This is a genomic window from Roseovarius sp. (genome assembly GCF_048262375.1).
GTDB lineage: Bacteria > Pseudomonadota > Alphaproteobacteria > Rhodobacterales > Rhodobacteraceae > Roseovarius.
Genome location: NZ_JBLXFE010000021.1, coordinates 15,388 through 32,224, shown reverse-complemented (window position 1 = coordinate 32,224; position 16,837 = coordinate 15,388). Strand labels below are relative to the sequence as shown.

The following is a 16,837-nucleotide window of genomic DNA, read 5'->3' as shown; positions in this document are numbered from 1 at the left end:
GCCTTTCTGCGGATCGGTTTACAGGTAGGTATACGCCGTGGCGAAAAACGCAACCGGGTACACGAAACTCTGACGGCGGATCACGAGGTGGTCAGGTCGGTTTTTATTCCCGCAGAGGCGCATAGTTAAGGCGAACTGTAACCGATGGAAGGGAAATCTACATGCAAAATCGCCGCAATTTCATGGCTGCTTCGGCGGCATTCGGGGCCGTGATGATGGCCGGGCCGGCCCTTGCCGGGCAAAGCCGCAACGGCACGTTCAAGGGCCGCAGCAATCATGTAACCAGCGGCGGAGTGACGGTGGTGAAAGAGGGCGGCAAAACCTATGTCGTTTTGCAGCCCGATTTCGCGTTCGACGGCGCCCCGGATCCCAAGGTGGCCTTGGGCCGGGACGGGTATGACAAATCGACCGTGCTGGGTGCGCTACGCTCAAACTCTGGGGCACAGCGCTATGAGATCCCGGCCAGCATGACCATTGAGGGTGTCAACGAGGTCTGGATCTGGTGTGAACAGTTCAACGTACCGCTGGGTGTGGCGACGTTGCGCTGAGGTGCGGTAACGAGTGAGCCTTGTAAAGGTGGCTGATGGTTCGTGCCGTCAGCCGCCGATCCGTTCGACCGTCAGGTTGCCATTGGTGTAGACGCAAATATCGGCGGCGATGGCCATGGCGCGACGGGCGATATCTTCGGCGGTGAGGTCAGGGCTATCGGCCAGACCGCGCGCGGCGGCGAGCGCGAAATTTCCGCCAGAGCCGATGGCGGCGATGTCATGTTCGGGTTCGAGCACATCACCCGCGCCGGTAATGACATAGAGCTGGTCACCATCGGTAACGATCAGCATCGCCTCCAGCTTTTGAAGGTATTTGTCGGTGCGCCAATCCTTGGCCAGCTCCACGCAGGCGCGTTGCAATTGACCCGGTGTCGCCTCAAGCTTGCTCTCCAACCGTTCGAGCAGGGTAAAGGCATCAGCCGTCGATCCGGCAAATCCGGCCACCACATCATAGCCGCCGGGCGAGAGGCGGCGCACTTTGCGGGCCGTGCCCTTGATCACCGTTTGTCCAAGGCTGACCTGACCGTCACCGGCGACGACAACCTCGCCGCCCCTGCGCACGCCGATAATCGTTGTGCCGTGCCATCCGGGAAAATCGCTCATGTCTCAGGGCCTCCGTTTTCGTTCTGCCCTATATGGAAGAGGGCGGCACAGGGTGCAAGGGCGCGTTACCCCAAGAGGTCATGCGCGACACGGTGAAAGATCTGCGCACCAATGGGGATGAGGTCATCCGGAAAATCGTAATCGGGATTGTGAAGCGCCGCATGGGTGGTGCCCGCGCCGAGAAAGAGCATTGCCGATTTGGCGCGATGACCAAAGCGGCCAAAATCCTCGGACGCGCGCATGGGCAAGCCGCGCGCGTCATGTGAAATGCGCAGCGCCTCTAGCGCGTTGCGCAGAATCAGGGTCGCATCCGGGTCGTTCTCGCAATGCATGAAGATGTCGTGATAGGTGATTTCGGCGGTGAGACCCTGCGCCGTTGCGGACGCGGCCACCTGCGTTTCGGCCTGATCACAGAGCGCGTGCATCTGCGCGTCTATCAGGGTGCGCAGCGTGACGTAGAGCGTCGCCTCGCCCGGCGCGATACCAAAGGCGGGCGCGCCCATGCGGGCATGGGTGACGGTGGCAAGGGCGAAATCCGGGTCATGCGGTGTGCCATGGCTGAGCGCGGTGAGCGCAGGCATGAGAGTGGACAGAGCCGCCATGGGCGAGGTGCCGTTCTCCGGCTCGGACGCATGGGCGGATTTTCCGGTCAGAGTGATCGCCATGCCGCGCGACGCGCAGTTGACCGGACCGGGGATGAGGCCCACATGCCCGAGCGGCAGGCCCGGCATATTGTGCAGAGAAAAGGCATAATCCGGTGAAATAGTCTCGAAACTAGGATCGCTCAGCACCGCTGCCGCCCCTGCTCCGGTTTCCTCGGCGGGCTGAAAGAGCAGCACGACACGGCCCCGCTCAGGCCGCTTGCGCGACAAGAGTCGGGCGAGGGCCAGAAGCACCGTCATATGCCCGTCATGGCCACACAGATGCCCCGTGCCGGGAATGGTTGAGCGATGGGGAAGATTTCCCTCTTCTGTAATCGGCAGAGCGTCCAATTCGCAGCGAAAGAGGATGGTGGGGCCGGGCTCCGCCCCCGCGTAAACCGCCGCCACGCCATGGCCGCCTAGCCCGGTCAGGAGAGTGTCAGGCGTAAGATCCTTGAGGGCCTCGGTGATGCGTCGGGCAGTCTCGTGCTCTTCGCCCGATACCTCGGGGTACTGGTGCAACAGGCGGCGCAGGGCGGTCAGCTCTGTAATATCGGCATTGGTCAGGGTCATGGGGCGATCATGCGGGTTTTGTGGGCAAAGAAAAGGGGCCGCGACAGGCGCGGCCCCTTTTCACGAGGTATTTCTGTGGTCTCAGATGCTGTCTTCGATCCAGCTCTGGAGGGCAGCTTTGGGGGCAGCACCAGCGCGGTTCGAGACAACCTGCCCATCCTTGAAGATGAAGAGCGCAGGGATGCCGCGCACGCCCATGGCGACGGCGGAATTGGGATTGCTGTCCACATCGACCTTGACGATCTTGACCTTGCCGGACAGCTCGCTCGACAGTTCTTCCAGAACAGGGCCGATTTGTTTGCAGGGGCCGCACCATTCGGCCCAAAAATCCACAACAACAGGAATGCTGGAATTCTTGACTTCGGCGTCAAAGGTGGCGTCGGTTACGGCAACGGTGGCCATTTCATTTCTCCTAACGGTCAGGGTTTCGCCCGCGAACCTATGGAGCCGCGCAGGGCACGTCAAGCGATGGTGGTGGATTCAAGCGCCCTGGTCACAAGATCGTGGGCAAGAGGCATGAGCGTAGCGGTGCGGGTCCAGAGGATCGCGGTCTGAACATCGTGGTTCGGATAGAGCTGCGCCAACGCGTGGGCATAGGCCCCCATCTGTCGCAGGAGCGCATCAGGACACACCTCGGGCCGATCAGGCACAAGCGCGTTGGTTTTGAAATCCACCGCAAGGACGCGGGTGTCGTCGATGATCAGCCGGTCAATTACCCCGTGAATACGGCGTCCTTGCAAGGGGGCCAGATGGGCAGTGATTGCCACTTCGGTCAGCGCATCAGCGGCAAAGAGCGCGTGCAAGCTGGGCCGGGTCAGGACCTTTTCGGCCTCGGCCAGTAAAAGTGAAAGCTCGTCACCACTTGCCGAATCGCTGCCGTTGGACAGGAGCCGTGCAGCGGTTTTGGGCCAATCGGATACAGGAACCGTGGGCAGGAATTCAAGGAGACGGTGAATCTGACGACCGCGACGCTTGGCGGCTTCCTCGTCCAGACCCTGTTCGCCGGGAAGCGCCTTGGCCCCGCCCAAATCGGAGGGAATGAGCGGTTTGACACGGGCGGATTGAGGGGCCGCGTGGAGAAAGAGCGGATCAAGTGTGAGAACCGATGTGGGATCAATCGGTCTTGAATCAGTCTCTGTTTCGGCCCAAATGCCATGATCCAAGCGCAATCCCGCCCCTTGATCAAAGCTGTGCGACAGAGCGCCTGCCGCTTCCATCCCGCGTTTAACCTTATCGTACCAAGTGTCACCCTGCTTGCCCAAATCGCCATGTGCCGCCACGATCAGCCACTTTTCAGCGCGCGTCATGGCAACATAAAGCAGCCTGTCGCGTTCCGCGAGAAGCGCGCGGCGCTCGGTCTCAAGCGCGTTGGCCAAGGTGGGCGGCATGTCATCGGCACGCCCGGTCCAGAGGGCATGCCCCCCTTGCATCACGATCTGCGGCGCTGGCGGTGCACGCCATTGGCCACATTCCGGCAGGATCACGACAGGAGCCTCAAGCCCCTTGGCCCCGTGGACCGTCATCACGCGGATACGGTTCCCGGCGCTATCAAGCTGGCGCTTGATTTCGAGATCGTCGGTTTCCATCCAGACGAGAAAACCGGTGAGGCTATCGACGGCGCGGGTCTCATACGACATCGCCTGCGCCAAGAGGGCGTCAATGCCATCTTCTGCCTCGGTTCCCAGACGCGCCAACAGGAGACGCCGGCCGTCGTGGCGGGTCAGAATACGCTCCAACAGGTCATAGGGGCGCAGGAAATCGGCCTTGTCGAGCAGATCCCTGAGAACCGTCATGACCTCGGGATAGTCCGCTTCGCGGCTGCGCAGTTCCTCCCACAGGTAGCGGTGGCTGCGCCCCTGCGCCAGATCGTAAAGCTGTGCCTCGGACCAGCCAAAGAGCGGCGAGCGCAGGGCGATGGCGAGGGCAAGACTGTCCTCGGGCGTGGCGAGAAAGGACAGCAGCGCCTCTAGGTCGCGCACGGCCAGTTCCGCACCAACCTTGAGCCGGTCGGCCCCGGCGACGGGCAGGCCCTGTGCCTTGCATTCCCGGATGATCTCGTGAAAGAGCGCCGAGCGGCGGCGCACGAGGATGAGGAAATCGCCCGGCTGCACGGCACGAAAGCCGTTCGGGGATTTCGCGTCGGGAATGGCCTGACGGGTTTCGACCATTTGACGAATTGCCCCGGCCACTTGCCGCGCCAGAATAATTGCAGGATCATTGGGGGCGCGGATGTCGATGGGCATATGCCACGCAGGCGGATCTTCTTCTTCGGGCTTTGCCACCAAGGGCCAGAGATCGACCCGGCCAGGCAGTGTCTCAAGGAATGCTTTGTGACCCTCTTCTGGCGTAAAACCGCTCGCCTCGCTCTGATCAAAGCAGCAATCGACGGTGGTCAGAATGGCCCGAGATGAGCGAAAAGAATAGGCAAGAACGTGTGATTGCAGCGGCGAGTTGGTTGTCCCCAGACGTGCGGAGAATTCACGCTGCATACGGTCGAATTCGCGCGGGTCGGCCCCCTGAAAGGAATAGATCGACTGTTTCTTGTCGCCCACCACAAAAATGGTGCGCGCCACATCGGCGCGCGCGCCCTCACCGCTGGTGAATTCCTGCGCCAGCCGTTCGATCACCTGCCATTGCACCGGGCTGGTATCCTGTGCCTCGTCCACCAGAATATGGTCGATCCCGCCGTCGAGCCGATAGAGCACCCAAGCCGCCACCGCCGGGTCGGTCAGAAGATCGCGGGCGCGCAGGATCAGATCGTCGAAATCAAGCAGACCGCGCAATTGCTTGGCGCGCTCATAAGCGGGCAGGAAAGCGCGGGCGAGGTCATGCAGAGCGCGGGTTCTCTGCATGGCGATGAGGGCAAGGCGCGCGGGGCGGGCATCCTCGACGCGCAGCATCCATTGCTCGACCTGCGGCATGATATGACTGAGCACGGCCTGCGTCGCCTTGGTTGGAAAAGAGCCTAACTTGGCGGAAAAAGGGGATTTGGCCCCCTTACCGTTGAGAAAGACAGCTTCGAGAACGGGCAGTGCTGAGACATCGAGCGCGGTGATCTGTGCCAGCTTAGCGGCTGCCTTGATGTCATTGGCGGACCCGGCCCTGAGTGCAGGCAGAAGATGATCCATGAGCGCCTGTTCGTTGCCCATGAACACCCGACTGCGGATCATCTCAAGGCACAGCCCCTCGGGTTGATCAAATAGCGCGGCGAGATCAGCATCGCTGAGCGCCTCTGCGAACCCGGTGCGGTTGCGGACAATCTCAGCAGTCAGTTTTTCCAGAGTTTCGCCGGAATAGTGTCTGACAAAGGCATAGAATGCGGCGGCGTCCGGCCCGACGGCCAGCTCTTCGACGATCTCGGCGCGCAGGAGGGTGGCGGTGCGCTCCTCCATCTCGGTGAATTGCGGTGTGACGCCCGCCTCAAGCGGAAAGCGGCGCAGGAGAGAGGCGCAGAAGGAGTGAATCGTCTGGATTTTTAGCCCGCCCGGCGTCTCGATCGCGCGGGCAAAGAGGCGACGGGCCTCGCGCAGGGTCTGATCGGTGATGGCCCCCTCATACCCCAAGACGTCAAGCTCCTTGATCAACGCGGCATCGGCCAGCATCGCCCAAGCGCCCAAACGGCGGAAAAGGCGGTTTTGCATCTCTGATGCGGCAGCCTTGGTGTAGGTCAGGCAGAGAATGTGCTGTGGATCAACCCCATCCAGCAAGAGCCGCGCCACGCGGTCGGTCAGCACCCGCGTTTTGCCCGACCCGGCATTGGCCGAGAGCCATGTCGACAGGTCTGGGCGGGCTGCCTCGACCTGCGCTTGGGTGGCGGCGTCGCGCAGCGTCATTGCCCCACCTTTGTCACAACAGGGGAGTCGGTCATTTCCCATTCGCCATAGCGCGCCAGTTGGTCGTAATCGCCATCATCCTCGGCCATGCGCGGGGCGCGACGGGCGGTATAGCCCATATCAGCCTCTGAATAGGCGGAGATCAGCGCGTGAAATTCGGACCAAATCTTATCCGGCGGCTCAGAATCGAGGGGGGCCAGCAGCTCTTTGGGATCACTACCCAAGCCGATAAAGACCGCACGGGCGACACGGGTTGCCCCCATCTCGGCAAAGCCTGCACGCTCCGCAATCGCAGCCTCAAGCAAGAGTTGCTTGTCGAAACTGGTCTGTTCCTTGGCGGATGGGGGCGCGCCGGTCTTGTAATCGTAGATATGCAGTCGCCCCAGATCGTCGAGATCAAGCCGGTCTGCCTTGGCCGAAAGAGTGAAGCCCAGATCGGACAGGGTGGCACGACCACTGGCCTCGAAGGCCACGGGATGGGCCAGCGCCCGGCGCTGCGCCTCAGACTCTATGAACCAGTCCGCCACGCGTTCCAACCGCGCCAGCCAGAGCACGCGCGCCTCGGCCCAAGGGACGTTTTCGGCCAAAACAGTCTCTGCATGACGCATGAGGGTGGCATGAGTGCAGTGTGCCGGATGCTCCAGCGTTTCGCGAATGAAGCCTTCGAGGATTTCATGCAGAACGGTGCCGCGTAAGAGCGCGTCAGGCGCACGCATCAAGGGATCAAGCGGGCGCAGTTTGAGGATGTGGCGGGCATAGATCGCATAAGGGTCCCGAATGAGCCGTTTGATTTCGGTCACGGTCAGATGGTCTGGCCGCACGCCAACCGGCGGACAGGGCGCAGGCCGCGTGGCGCGGGGCACCTCGCCCGGCTCCTCCAATGCCGTGGCACGGTCTAGCCAGAGGCGGCCACGGGCACGCATGGCCTCAATCGCCGCAGGCCCACCCTGATCCGGCAGGCCGCTGAGCAGATTCAGGATGCGGTTGAGCCAGCGTGACACCACGGTTTCGGCATCCGCAGAACGGATGGCGCGGGTAAGCCAGACCTCGGGCGCGGCAATTGCCTGTTGGAAATCGTGCGCCGAGAGGCCAATGCGCCGCTCTGGCAGCAAAAGCCCGACCTGATGGCGCAGGGCGCGGTTGAGCCAAGGATCAGGCTTGGGGGATTCAGGCCAGCTTCCCTCGTTCAGTCCGGCAAGAATCAGCAGATCGGCGCCCTGTACGCGCGCTTCGAGCGTGCCCCAGATCAGGATATGGGGGTGCGGATCGACCGGATTGCGTACCTCTCGGGTGGTAAGGATCTTGTAAAACAGGCTCGAATAATCACTGGCGCTGAGCGCGCCCGCAACGCCCGCCTCGGCCTGAAGTTCAGTTACGGCCTTTTGTGCCTCTTGGCCCGCATCCTTGAGCCAGAGCGTGCCGGACCCTTCGCCATGATGGCCCTGCGCGATGCGTTCGGCCAGCGTCAGATGCGCCGCAACACTGATCTCGAGTGGAATTTCGCCGGAATAGTCTCTGTTCACAAAGCAATCGCAGAGCCAGTTCACCCAGTCGGGCGCCAGTGGGTCCTTTTGTCCGGCGCCCCAAGTGCGGAGGCTGTCCGCGGTGGGATAGGGCGGGCCGTGGCGACGCAGGTGCAATTCCAATTCTCGAGTGAGGCGCAGATGCGTGCCGCGGTCGACACCCTGATGCGCTAGCGGATGCTTGAGCAGGGTCAAGAGCGCCTCAGCACTCAAGCGGTTGCGAAAGAGATCCGCGACATGGCGCAGAAAGCGACCCGGCGGTGAGAGGTGCAGCGGCAGGCCCGCGCTGTCATCTGGCAGGATGTCCCAACGGTCGAGCGCCGCCGTTACTTGGCGGGTCAAAGTGCGATCCGGGGTAATGAGCGCCGCCGTGCGCCCCTCTTCTGCCGCTTGGCGCAGGCGCATGGCGATGGCCAGCGCCTCTTGGCGCTGGGATGGGGCCTCAAGCAGTGTGATATCCGCCGTGGCCCCGGCAATATCGCGTAATTGCGGCCCGTCTCGCAGCCATTGATCGGTGACGGGTGCCGGGCGCAGGGCCAGCGATACCAGCGCATTGCGCGCGTACTGAACGGGGGGCATGTCAGACCACGGGCGGATTTGCGCAGGCGCGAGCCCTGCCCCGGTCGCTACGCGGCAAAAGCGGTATTGCGGGTGATCCTCGGACAGCATGGCATCGCCCAGCGCATCCCAGACCGCACCGGGCATGTCGAAGTCAAAGCCCGGCAAGACCACCGCGCCTTGGGGCAGGCGCGCGACCGCCTGCATGAGATGCTGCGTGGCCCCGCGCGAGCCGGTTGAACCGGCCAGAATGACTGGATGGGCGGGGGGTGTTTCCCGCCAGAGCGCCGCCAGCCGTTCGATCACCAACCTTTGGCGGGTTTCAACATCCGGGTCCGCACCGCCTGCCTCGAAATAATGCCGGACAATGCCGAGAAACGATTTTATGCGCGCCCAATGGCCGGATTGATCGGTGACATCCAGCGCCTCAATCGCCTGAGGCGACACGCCTTCGCCGTGCATTTCATCCATCAGGCCGGCGAGACTATCGGACAAATCATAGATTGCGCTGCGCGGGGCAAGATCGGGCGCGCTGTCGAGAAGTTTGGTGATGAGTTGCACCAGTTCCAGCCTGCGGCGCAGCGGCGGCACCGGATCAGGGATATGGGCCAGATCCCAAATCTCTCCGAGGTCGGTCAAGAGGCTGATGCGCGGCAAGAGACAGGGCGGACCCTGATCGAACAGCTCACGGATGCGCCGTGCCATACGGCGGGTGTTGACGATAAGTTGCACGCGCGCCAAGCTCTGCGGCGGCAGACCGACATGGCGCGCACGCAGCCCCTCGACCAGAGCGCGGGGAAAGTCCGCTCCGGGTGGAATGCCATAAAGGCGGGGGGTGTCCGATGGCTCAAACATCAGGAGCCGCCAGCATGGATTCGGCCAGCGCGATCCCCTCGGGGCGGCCGACATCGCACCATTGGCCGGGATAGTTCACGGCGCAGAGCCGCCCCTTGGCCAGCATTATATCCCAGATACGATTGAGCGAAAAGCTGCGCTCGGGGATGGTGTGCAGCAGGTCGGGTTTCACGATCTGCACGCCCGAATAGACCGAACCGGGGCCGCGCGTGGCGCGCATCTCCGGGCCAATGAGGAAATCGCCCGCACCAGTGTGGCCGATGGCCTGCACACGCGGAATGCAGAGCAACAGCGCGTCCATCTCTTCGGGACGCCAGAGTGCCGCCAATTGATCAAGCGGGTTGGGGCCGCGCCAGACCGCATCGGTATTCATGGTAAAGACCGGGCCGGGACCAAGCAGCGGCAGCGCAGCGCGCAGGCCGCCACCGGTTTCCAGAATCTCGGCGGACTCATAGGACAGACGGACATTGCGGGTGCCAAGGTATCGCTCCAACTGATCCGGCAGGTAATGCAGGTTGGCCACCACAGGGCCTGCGCCATGCCGCTCAATCAGCGCAAGCGCATGATCGATAAGCGGACGGCCCGCCACCTCGATCAGCGGTTTGGGCCGGGTGGCGGTCAGCGCGCCCATGCGCGTGCCGAACCCGGCAGCAAAGAGCATAACGGCCAAGCTCATCGGGCGCATTGCGCGCGCAGGCGCGCAAGGATCGCCGAGGTCGGCGCGGGTAGCACGGCACGCAGAATCGGCGCGACCGGAGCCATTGCAGGATGATCCAGATCGCGCTGCAAATGATCCCAGACGCGGGGGATCAGATCAACATACCCTGCTTTGCCGTCGCGCAGGCAGAGCCGGGCAAAGACCCCCAGAATGCGCAGATTGCGTTGCGCACCGAGGCAGTGATAGGCGGCCGCGAAGGCAGTTTGATCGGTGCCGGTCGCGGTGCAATAACGGGCGATCATTGTGGCCGCGATGGATTGGGGCACATCACGGCGGGCGTCTTGCAGCACCGAAACCAGATCATAGGCCGGGTGGCCGGTCATGGCGTCCTGAAAATCCAAGAGGCCGACGCGGGCCGTGCCCACGCGCCCCGGCAGCCAGAGCAGGTTTTCGGCGTGATAGTCCCGCAGCACGATCACATCCGTGGTCCCGGCGTATTGCTGCAAGAGGCAGTGCAGCGCCGCGCGTGCCTCGGCGCGGTCCGGGCTGTTCTCGCCTGTGGCACCGATGAGATACCAGTCAAAGGCAAGCGCGGCCATGTCGGTCATGGTATCAGGCCCATAAGGTTTGAGACCCGAGGGCGGCGTGGCGCGGTGTAGATCCGCCAAGACATCAGTGGCAGCGGCGTAGAGCGTTTGCTCCATCAGCGGCACCTTTGGGATCACGCGGGCAAAAAGCGCATCCCCCAGATCCTCAAGGATCAAGAAGCCACGCCCCTCGTCCTGAGCCAGAATGCGCGGCGCGCTGAGGCCGAGTTGGGTCAGATAGCGGGCAATATGCAGGAAGGGGCGGACATCCTCGCCGCGTTCGGGCGGGGCATCCATCAGCACCGCGCTCTGGCCGGTTCTGGCATGAGTGAGCCGCAGGTAGCGCCGGTTCGAGGCATCCCCCGCCAAGGGCGCAACCGCCGCCCCGGCCCAATCGGTCGTTGCGATGAACGTTTGCATCATCGCGGCACGGTCAGTCATTCAAAAGCCCCTTTAATCGCTGCCCCCACCTGTCATTCTGCCAGTCGATCCGCAAGAGACGGTGATCCTCTGCGCCGGGCTCTGTCCGAGGTTCGAAATCCAGCAAGAGGGCGTCAGCCGGGGTCAGATCACCAAGCCTGTCGGGCCATTCCACCACGCAAATCGCTTGGGAGAATGCTTCTGTCAGGCCAAGTTCGATCAGGTCCATCGTATCGTTGAGACGATAAAGATCAGCATGCCAGATGTCGGCGGTCCGCCCCTCATAGGTCTGAACCAGCGTATAAGTGGGCGACGGCACATCCTCGGGGGTAATCAGCAGCGACTGGATCAGGCATCGGGCGAAATGGGTCTTGCCCGCCCCCACGCCACCCGACAAGAGAAGCGTATCACCGGCCCGCAGCAACGGGGCCAGCCCCTGCGCGAGGGCACAGGTCGCATCTGGGCTATCGAGGTGAACAAGGGTGCTGCAAACGGACATGCCCCGACACTACACGCGCCACGTCGGCCCGCAACCCGGATCAGCGCGTGGGCAGCTCCATAGTGCTCTGTTGCGCGGTGTTCCGGCTCTTGAGGCAGAGCATGGATTGCCCCCGGCCGAGTGGCACCACCCGCACATCCGCTCCCTTCTGCCCCGACTGACCTGCGCGGTCATACAGGGTTGCAACCAGACGCCTCTGGCCGATCCTGTGCTCAATCTCGGTCCAGAGGTCTGGATCGGGATAGCGCGCGCCGCAGGCGGCGAGCACGTCATGCAGGCTCATCTCGGCAAAGCTGGTGTCCGGGTCGATGCCCAGCATCCCGCCAAAGGCGATGTTGCAGAACAAGAGCCTGCCATCCTGCGCCAGCACGGCGATACCTTCGTCCAGCCGGTCGATGACCGACTGGCGCAGATCCATCTGAAGCCGATGGCGGCGGGTGGCCGATACCTCAAGCGAGATGTCTTCAAACAAAAAGGCCACCGCACCATCGGGATGTGGTCTGCCGGTAACGCGGTAGGTCTGGCCTGAGGGCAGCGTCCAAACCTCATGATAGAGCCCACCGGCCGCGCTCTTGACCATATCGGTGATCTGGCTGCGCCAACTGGCGTAATTCTTGGGTTCGGGCATCACCATCCGGTCGCGCAAAGCATCAAAAAAGCCGAAAAGGCTGGGGCGCGCACTTAGGAACTCCGGGGATAGGCCAGTCAGGTCGGTCAGCGCCGGATTAAAGACGGCCAGTGTCTTGGCCCGATCGAACACCACCATCCCGGTGGTCAGATCGGCAAAGGTCTTGCTCAGGGTCTGGACAAAATCACGTTGCAGCGTTTCCGCCCGGATCAGGCCTGTGATGTCATTGGCGTGATGGATGGTACCGTTTCGGGTGCGGGTCACATGCAAATCGTAACACTGGTCCGACTCCCCACCCTCTTCCGTCAGGGTCAGCCGCAGGCAGAGGCTCTGTCCCGGCTCGGGCATGAGATCCGGGAGAGCGGTCAAGCGCGCGGCATGCCTCGGGGGGACCGCGCGGGCCCTGTCGTTGTGCCAGATCATAGCGCCATCCGCATCCATGATCCAAACCGGCATTGGTGCATTCTGCGCGGCGAGGGAATGGACCTGAAGATCATGGCAACGATAAACCTCGGCATGAAGTGCGGCAGCGTCGGCGGGTGTGTCATCCCGAAGCACCGCACGCAGGGTATTTTCCTGCCGGGTGAGAAGGAGCGTCGCGGTGTCATCTGCATGCAATCGAAGGCTTTCACCGGTGGTCATCAGCTCTGGGTCAAGCGGCAGATCGCCAAAGCGAAACCCCATCCAGCGGCGAAACCGCGACCAATCACTCTCGTTCTCTGTGCTGTCTGGCAAGTGCAGGCTGGCGGCATCGTGATCCACAAGCATGCCGTTGCGAAAAAGAAAGGCCGTAGCTCGCGCCCCGTCCCGTGGGGTATCGTCACGCGCAGGCGATACAGGCCGACCGATCAGCCAAAGAACAATCGCCGAGAGCGCCAAGGCCAGCGCTGCCAGAATGGCAATATCCAAAACGGTCATGTCGGACATCCGCACACCTCGCAGCCCCTATCTCTGGGGCAGAGTGGGGCAGAGTGGTTAAGAGGCGATTAACGCCGGAGCAGTTCAGCCGCGAATGGGCTGATTCAATCCCAAGGCTGGGTTGAGCAGGCCCGACGGTGCCTCAATCGCGTCGCGGGACCATGTTACCTCGACCAAGGCACCGGTGCGCGCGGCAAAGCTGGCCTGTGTACGAAACGATTCAGACCCGTTGGCAAAGGTCAGATCAGCGCCAGAACGCTCGAGCAAGGTCTTGGCAATAAAAAGGCCCAGCCCCATGCCCTCATACTCGGGGCGCTGTGGGTCGCTGGCGGGCGCGCGGCGACGGATGAAGGGATCGCCAATGCGTCCCAGCATGTCTGGCGGATACCCGCGCCCGTCATCCATGATGCGCAAGGTGATGACATCATCGGTCCAGCCGCTCTCGACCCAGACATTCTCATGCGCGAAATCTACGGCGTTCTGGATCAGGTTGCGCAGGCCGTGAATGACCTCGGGGCGGCGCAGAACGATGGGCTGGGTGGTTAAATCCGCCCCGCCATGGTCGAAATGAATCCGCTTGCCGCGCTCGACATGCGGCTCCGCCGCCTCCTCAATCAGCGCGGTCAGCGGCGCACTGCGCAGATGGAGATCATCCTTGCCCATGCGCCCCATAGAGCGCAGGATATCGCGGCAACGATCGGTTTGCTGAACAATCAGCAGTGCATCCTCACGCAGGTCCGGTTGATCCGCCAGTTCCTCGGCCAGCTCTGCGCTGGCCAGTTTGATCGTCGCCAGCGGCGTGCCAAGCTCATGCGCGGCGGCGGCCACCACGCCGCCCAGATCGGTCAGTTTCTGTTCGCGTGCCAAGGCCATTTGCGTGGCTTGCAGGGCGTCGGACATGGCGTGCATTTCCTGCACGATCCAGCGCGAGTAAACTCCAAGGAAGAGGACCGCGATCACGATGGCCACCCAGTTACCAAAGCGAAAGACGTCCGGAATCGCCAAGACAAACCCATCCTGAAGCCGCAGCGGCAGGTAGAATTGCATCAAGAGCGTGACGATCATAATCGCCATCGCCCCAAGAAAGGCGGTCGAGCGCCCCGACAGCGCCGAAGCCGACACCGTGACCGGCCCGACGATCAGAATTGAAAACGGATTGTGCAGCCCTCCGGTCAGATAGAGCAAGAGACCGAGTTGCAGCATGTCAAAGAGCACGACCAGAAAGGTATCCTGTTCCGACAGGCGTTTGTTCTCGGCAAAGACGAAGGCGGCGACCAGATTGCTGGTGATGGAGACGCCAATCACAAGAAAGCAGAGGCCGATTTCCAGATCGAGGCGATAGACCCGCTCGGCGATGATCAGCGCGCTTGCCTGACCAATGATGGCCCACCAACGCAACAGGACCAGCGTACGCAACCGGATCCAGTTGCCGCGTTCGCGGGATTTGAAGATATCAGGTGAGGGATCAGCCATATGTGCGTCTGCGTCCCATTGCATGCGAGGGAGGGGATGTTACATAGGGGCAAAGTTGCACTGTGCCGGTTCGAACGCAAGGATATCCCATGACCCGCTTGATGGCCATTGTTGCCGCTGTCGTTGTCCTCGTCGGCTTGGGGATCACCTACTATGTGACCATGGGACGGGGCAGCGATGATCAGTTCGCGCAATGCCGCGCCTCGAATGTGGCCGGCGGGGCATCTCAGATTGGCGGGGACTTTACCCTTGTCAGCGAGACCGGCGAGACCGTGACGGACAAGCAAGTGATTGATCAGCCGTCGCTGATCTATTTCGGCTACACTTTTTGTCCTGATGTCTGCCCGCTGGACAATGCGCGGAATGCTGAGGCCGTTGATCTGTTGGAGAGCCGGGGCAATATGGTCAAGCCGGTTTTCATCTCGATCGACCCAAAGCGGGATACCCCCGAAGTGATGGCCGAATTTACCGACTATCTGCATCCGCGCATGCTGGGCCTGACGGGGAGCGAAGACCAGGTGCGCGCCGCCTCCAAGGCCTATCGCACGTTCTATCAGGCGCATAAACCGGTCGAGGGCGAAGAGGATCTCTATCTGGTGGATCATTCCACGATGACCTATCTGTCGCTGCCTGAACATGGCTTTGTCGAGTTCTTTCGCCGCGATGTGACGCCAGAGCAAATGGCTGATCGCGTTCAATGTTTTATTGACGCAAGCTAGAATATTGCGTTTGTTTGACGCAGGTCTTGCAGCGGGCTAGAACCTACCACAGCGTTTCGCAACAGGAGGAGCAGCATGGCCGACGACATGCAGGATATCGGTGAAGACAGGTCGCTTCTGCTTGTTGATGATGACGAGGCGTTTCTGAAACGCCTAGCCAAGGCCATGGAAAAGCGCGGTTTCGAGGTCGAGATGGCAGGATCGGTTGCCGCCGGGCGTGCGATTGCCACCGCCCGACCGCCCGCCTATGCGGTCTGTGATTTGCGGCTAGAGGATGGCAACGGGCTTGACGTCGTCGAGGTGATCCGCGAACAGCGACCCGATAGCCGGATCGTTGTGCTGACAGGCTATGGGGCAATTGCCACCGCAGTGGCGGCGGTCAAGATCGGGGCGACAGATTATCTGTCCAAGCCTGCGGATGCCACTGACATCACCAATGCCCTCTTGGCCAATGGCGCAGAATTGCCGCCGCCACCCGAGAACCCGATGAGCGCCGACCGGGTACGATGGGAACATATCCAGCGAGTCTATGAGCTGTGTGATCGCAACGTGAGCGAGACCGCCCGCCGTCTCAACATGCATCGCCGAACCTTGCAGCGTATTCTGGCCAAGAGATCGCCAAAGTAGGCCCGCAAGTATAAAATTCTCCCTCTGTTTGTGTTGTGATCATTTTTACGAGAACAGACATTACTTTTAGCTAAGATTGTTTCGAAAAGACCCGTATTAAACGTTATGGAATATTGTTGCGTAATGTAGAACAGACAGCAGGGTAAAATCGTTGGGGGCATGGCAGTCATATCGGATGCGGTTGTGGCGCAAACGTGCGAAACTGCGCGCGTTCCGCAAGCATTTCTCGCTGACCCCGGCCGTTAACCGTACCGACCGGATCAAGCCGGGCGATGTCCTGCTCTTCTCGACGATGCGCGACGAGCATGTTCGTCTGCCCTATTTTCTGCGTTATTACCGCGAGTTGGGCATTTCCCACTTTTTGATCGTCGACAATGACAGCACCGATGGTGGCGCCGAATTCCTAGCTTCGCAAGAGGATGTGTCGCTATGGACCACCAAGTCAAGCTACAAGCAGGCGCGGTTTGGCGTGGACTGGCTTAACTGGCTACAGGCTAAGTATGGGCATGGCCATTGGACGCTGGTGGTCGACCCGGACGAGTTCTTTATTTATCCGTTCTGCGATACCCGACCCATTCGCGCCCTGACCGATTGGCTGGATACCTCTCAGGTCAAATCCTTTGGTGCGATGCTGCTTGATATGTATCCCAAGGGGCGGATTGATGCCGTACCCTATCAGCCGGGCCAAAACCCGATGGAAATCGCTGCTTGGTTCGACCCCGGTAATTATATCATCGAAAAGAACAAGTTTTACGGCAATCTCTGGATTCAGGGCGGGCCGCGGGCGCGTGTCTTTTTCCCCGACGCCCCCAAGAAAGCTCCGGCGCTGAACAAGACGCCGCTGGTCAAATGGGATCGGCGCTACGCCTATGAAAGCTCGACCCACATGGTGTTGCCACGCGGTCTGAACCTGACCTATGACGAATGGGGCGGGGAAAAGGCCAGCGGCATTCTGCTTCATGCCAAGTTTCTGGATACGTTTACCATTAAGGCCGCAGAGGAGTTGACCCGCCGCCAGCATTACGCGGGCAGTGTCGAATACAAGGCCTATGCGGAGTTGGTGAAGGACAATCCTGAACTTTGGTGCAAATGGTCGGAAAAATATATAAACTGGCGGCAATTAGAGATTCTTGGCCTAATGTCCAAAGGAAATTGGGCATGAGTACGAGAGCAG

Annotated in this window: 14 protein-coding genes; 4 read left to right on the top strand and 10 right to left on the bottom strand. The window is 61.5% G+C overall.

What is annotated here, in order from left to right; translation table 11 throughout:
- Positions 1 to 161 precede the first annotated feature (161 nt).
- Entirely contained in the window at positions 162 to 548 is a 387-nt protein-coding gene (locus ACN0SW_RS16930) for a DM13 domain-containing protein (RefSeq protein WP_417729111.1), read from the top strand.
- A gap of 48 nt (positions 549 to 596) precedes the next feature.
- Here ACN0SW_RS16930 and hslV read toward each other — a convergent pair whose 3' ends face one another.
- The 10 genes from hslV to regB all read right to left on the bottom strand — a co-directional run bounded on the left by hslV (position 597) and on the right by regB (position 14,317).
- Positions 597 to 1,151 carry an ATP-dependent protease subunit HslV gene (gene hslV / locus ACN0SW_RS16925; RefSeq protein WP_417729110.1) on the bottom strand — a complete coding sequence of 185 codons (555 nt, stop codon included), beginning with the start codon at positions 1,149 to 1,151 and terminating at the stop codon, positions 597 to 599.
- A 65-nt stretch (positions 1,152 to 1,216) separates the two neighbouring features.
- The gene (locus tag ACN0SW_RS16920; protein ID WP_417729109.1) at positions 1,217 to 2,365 is read right to left on the bottom strand and encodes an amidohydrolase; all 1,149 of its coding nucleotides are present in this window, start codon (positions 2,363 to 2,365) and stop codon (positions 1,217 to 1,219) included.
- An 81-nt stretch (positions 2,366 to 2,446) separates the two neighbouring features.
- The gene (gene trxA, locus ACN0SW_RS16915; RefSeq protein WP_417729108.1) at positions 2,447 to 2,767 is read right to left on the bottom strand and encodes a thioredoxin; all 321 of its coding nucleotides are present in this window, start codon (positions 2,765 to 2,767) and stop codon (positions 2,447 to 2,449) included.
- 59 nt (positions 2,768 to 2,826) lie between these two features.
- Positions 2,827 to 6,198 carry a double-strand break repair helicase AddA gene (gene addA / locus ACN0SW_RS16910; RefSeq protein ID WP_417729107.1) on the bottom strand — a complete coding sequence of 1,124 codons (3,372 nt, stop codon included), beginning with the start codon at positions 6,196 to 6,198 and terminating at the stop codon, positions 2,827 to 2,829.
- A complete protein-coding gene (addB, locus tag ACN0SW_RS16905) occupies positions 6,195 to 9,134 on the bottom strand; it encodes a double-strand break repair protein AddB (protein ID WP_417729106.1) in 2,940 nt (979 codons plus the stop codon). The genes addA and addB overlap by 4 nt, the downstream gene beginning before the upstream one ends.
- Entirely contained in the window at positions 9,127 to 9,810 is a 684-nt protein-coding gene (locus ACN0SW_RS16900; protein ID WP_417729105.1) for a nucleotidyltransferase family protein, read from the bottom strand. The genes addB and ACN0SW_RS16900 overlap by 8 nt, the downstream gene beginning before the upstream one ends.
- Positions 9,807 to 10,820: an aminoglycoside phosphotransferase family protein gene (locus ACN0SW_RS16895; RefSeq protein WP_417729104.1), complete on the bottom strand. Its 1,014-nt coding sequence runs from the start codon at positions 10,818 to 10,820 to the stop codon at positions 9,807 to 9,809. The genes ACN0SW_RS16900 and ACN0SW_RS16895 overlap by 4 nt, the downstream gene beginning before the upstream one ends.
- On the bottom strand, positions 10,813 to 11,298 hold the full coding sequence (tsaE, locus tag ACN0SW_RS16890; RefSeq protein WP_417729103.1) for a tRNA (adenosine(37)-N6)-threonylcarbamoyltransferase complex ATPase subunit type 1 TsaE: 486 nt from the start codon (positions 11,296 to 11,298) through the stop codon (positions 10,813 to 10,815). Before tsaE ends, ACN0SW_RS16895 begins: the two co-directional genes overlap by 8 nt.
- Positions 11,299 to 11,338: 40 nt before the next feature.
- Complete coding sequence (locus ACN0SW_RS16885; protein WP_417729102.1) at positions 11,339 to 12,844, bottom strand: PAS-domain containing protein; 1,506 nt, start codon at positions 12,842 to 12,844, stop codon at positions 11,339 to 11,341.
- 84 nt (positions 12,845 to 12,928) lie between these two features.
- Positions 12,929 to 14,317 (bottom strand): sensor histidine kinase RegB, encoded by a 1,389-nt coding sequence (regB, locus tag ACN0SW_RS16880; RefSeq protein WP_417729101.1) that lies wholly within the window; start codon positions 14,315 to 14,317, stop codon positions 12,929 to 12,931.
- Positions 14,318 to 14,406: 89 nt separating this feature from the next.
- Here regB and ACN0SW_RS16875 point away from each other — a divergent pair, with 89 nt between their 5' ends.
- The 3 genes from ACN0SW_RS16875 to ACN0SW_RS16865 all read left to right on the top strand — a co-directional run bounded on the left by ACN0SW_RS16875 (position 14,407) and on the right by ACN0SW_RS16865 (position 16,825).
- Complete coding sequence (locus tag ACN0SW_RS16875; RefSeq protein ID WP_417729100.1) at positions 14,407 to 15,036, top strand: SCO family protein; 630 nt, start codon at positions 14,407 to 14,409, stop codon at positions 15,034 to 15,036.
- 75 nt (positions 15,037 to 15,111) lie between these two features.
- Positions 15,112 to 15,663 carry an ActR/PrrA/RegA family redox response regulator transcription factor gene (locus tag ACN0SW_RS16870; RefSeq protein WP_417729099.1) on the top strand — a complete coding sequence of 184 codons (552 nt, stop codon included), beginning with the start codon at positions 15,112 to 15,114 and terminating at the stop codon, positions 15,661 to 15,663.
- 175 nt (positions 15,664 to 15,838) lie between these two features.
- Positions 15,839 to 16,825, top strand: coding sequence for a glycosyltransferase family 2 protein (locus ACN0SW_RS16865; RefSeq protein ID WP_417729098.1), 987 nt, complete (start codon positions 15,839 to 15,841; stop codon positions 16,823 to 16,825).
- The last annotated feature ends 12 nt before the right edge of the window (positions 16,826 to 16,837 follow it).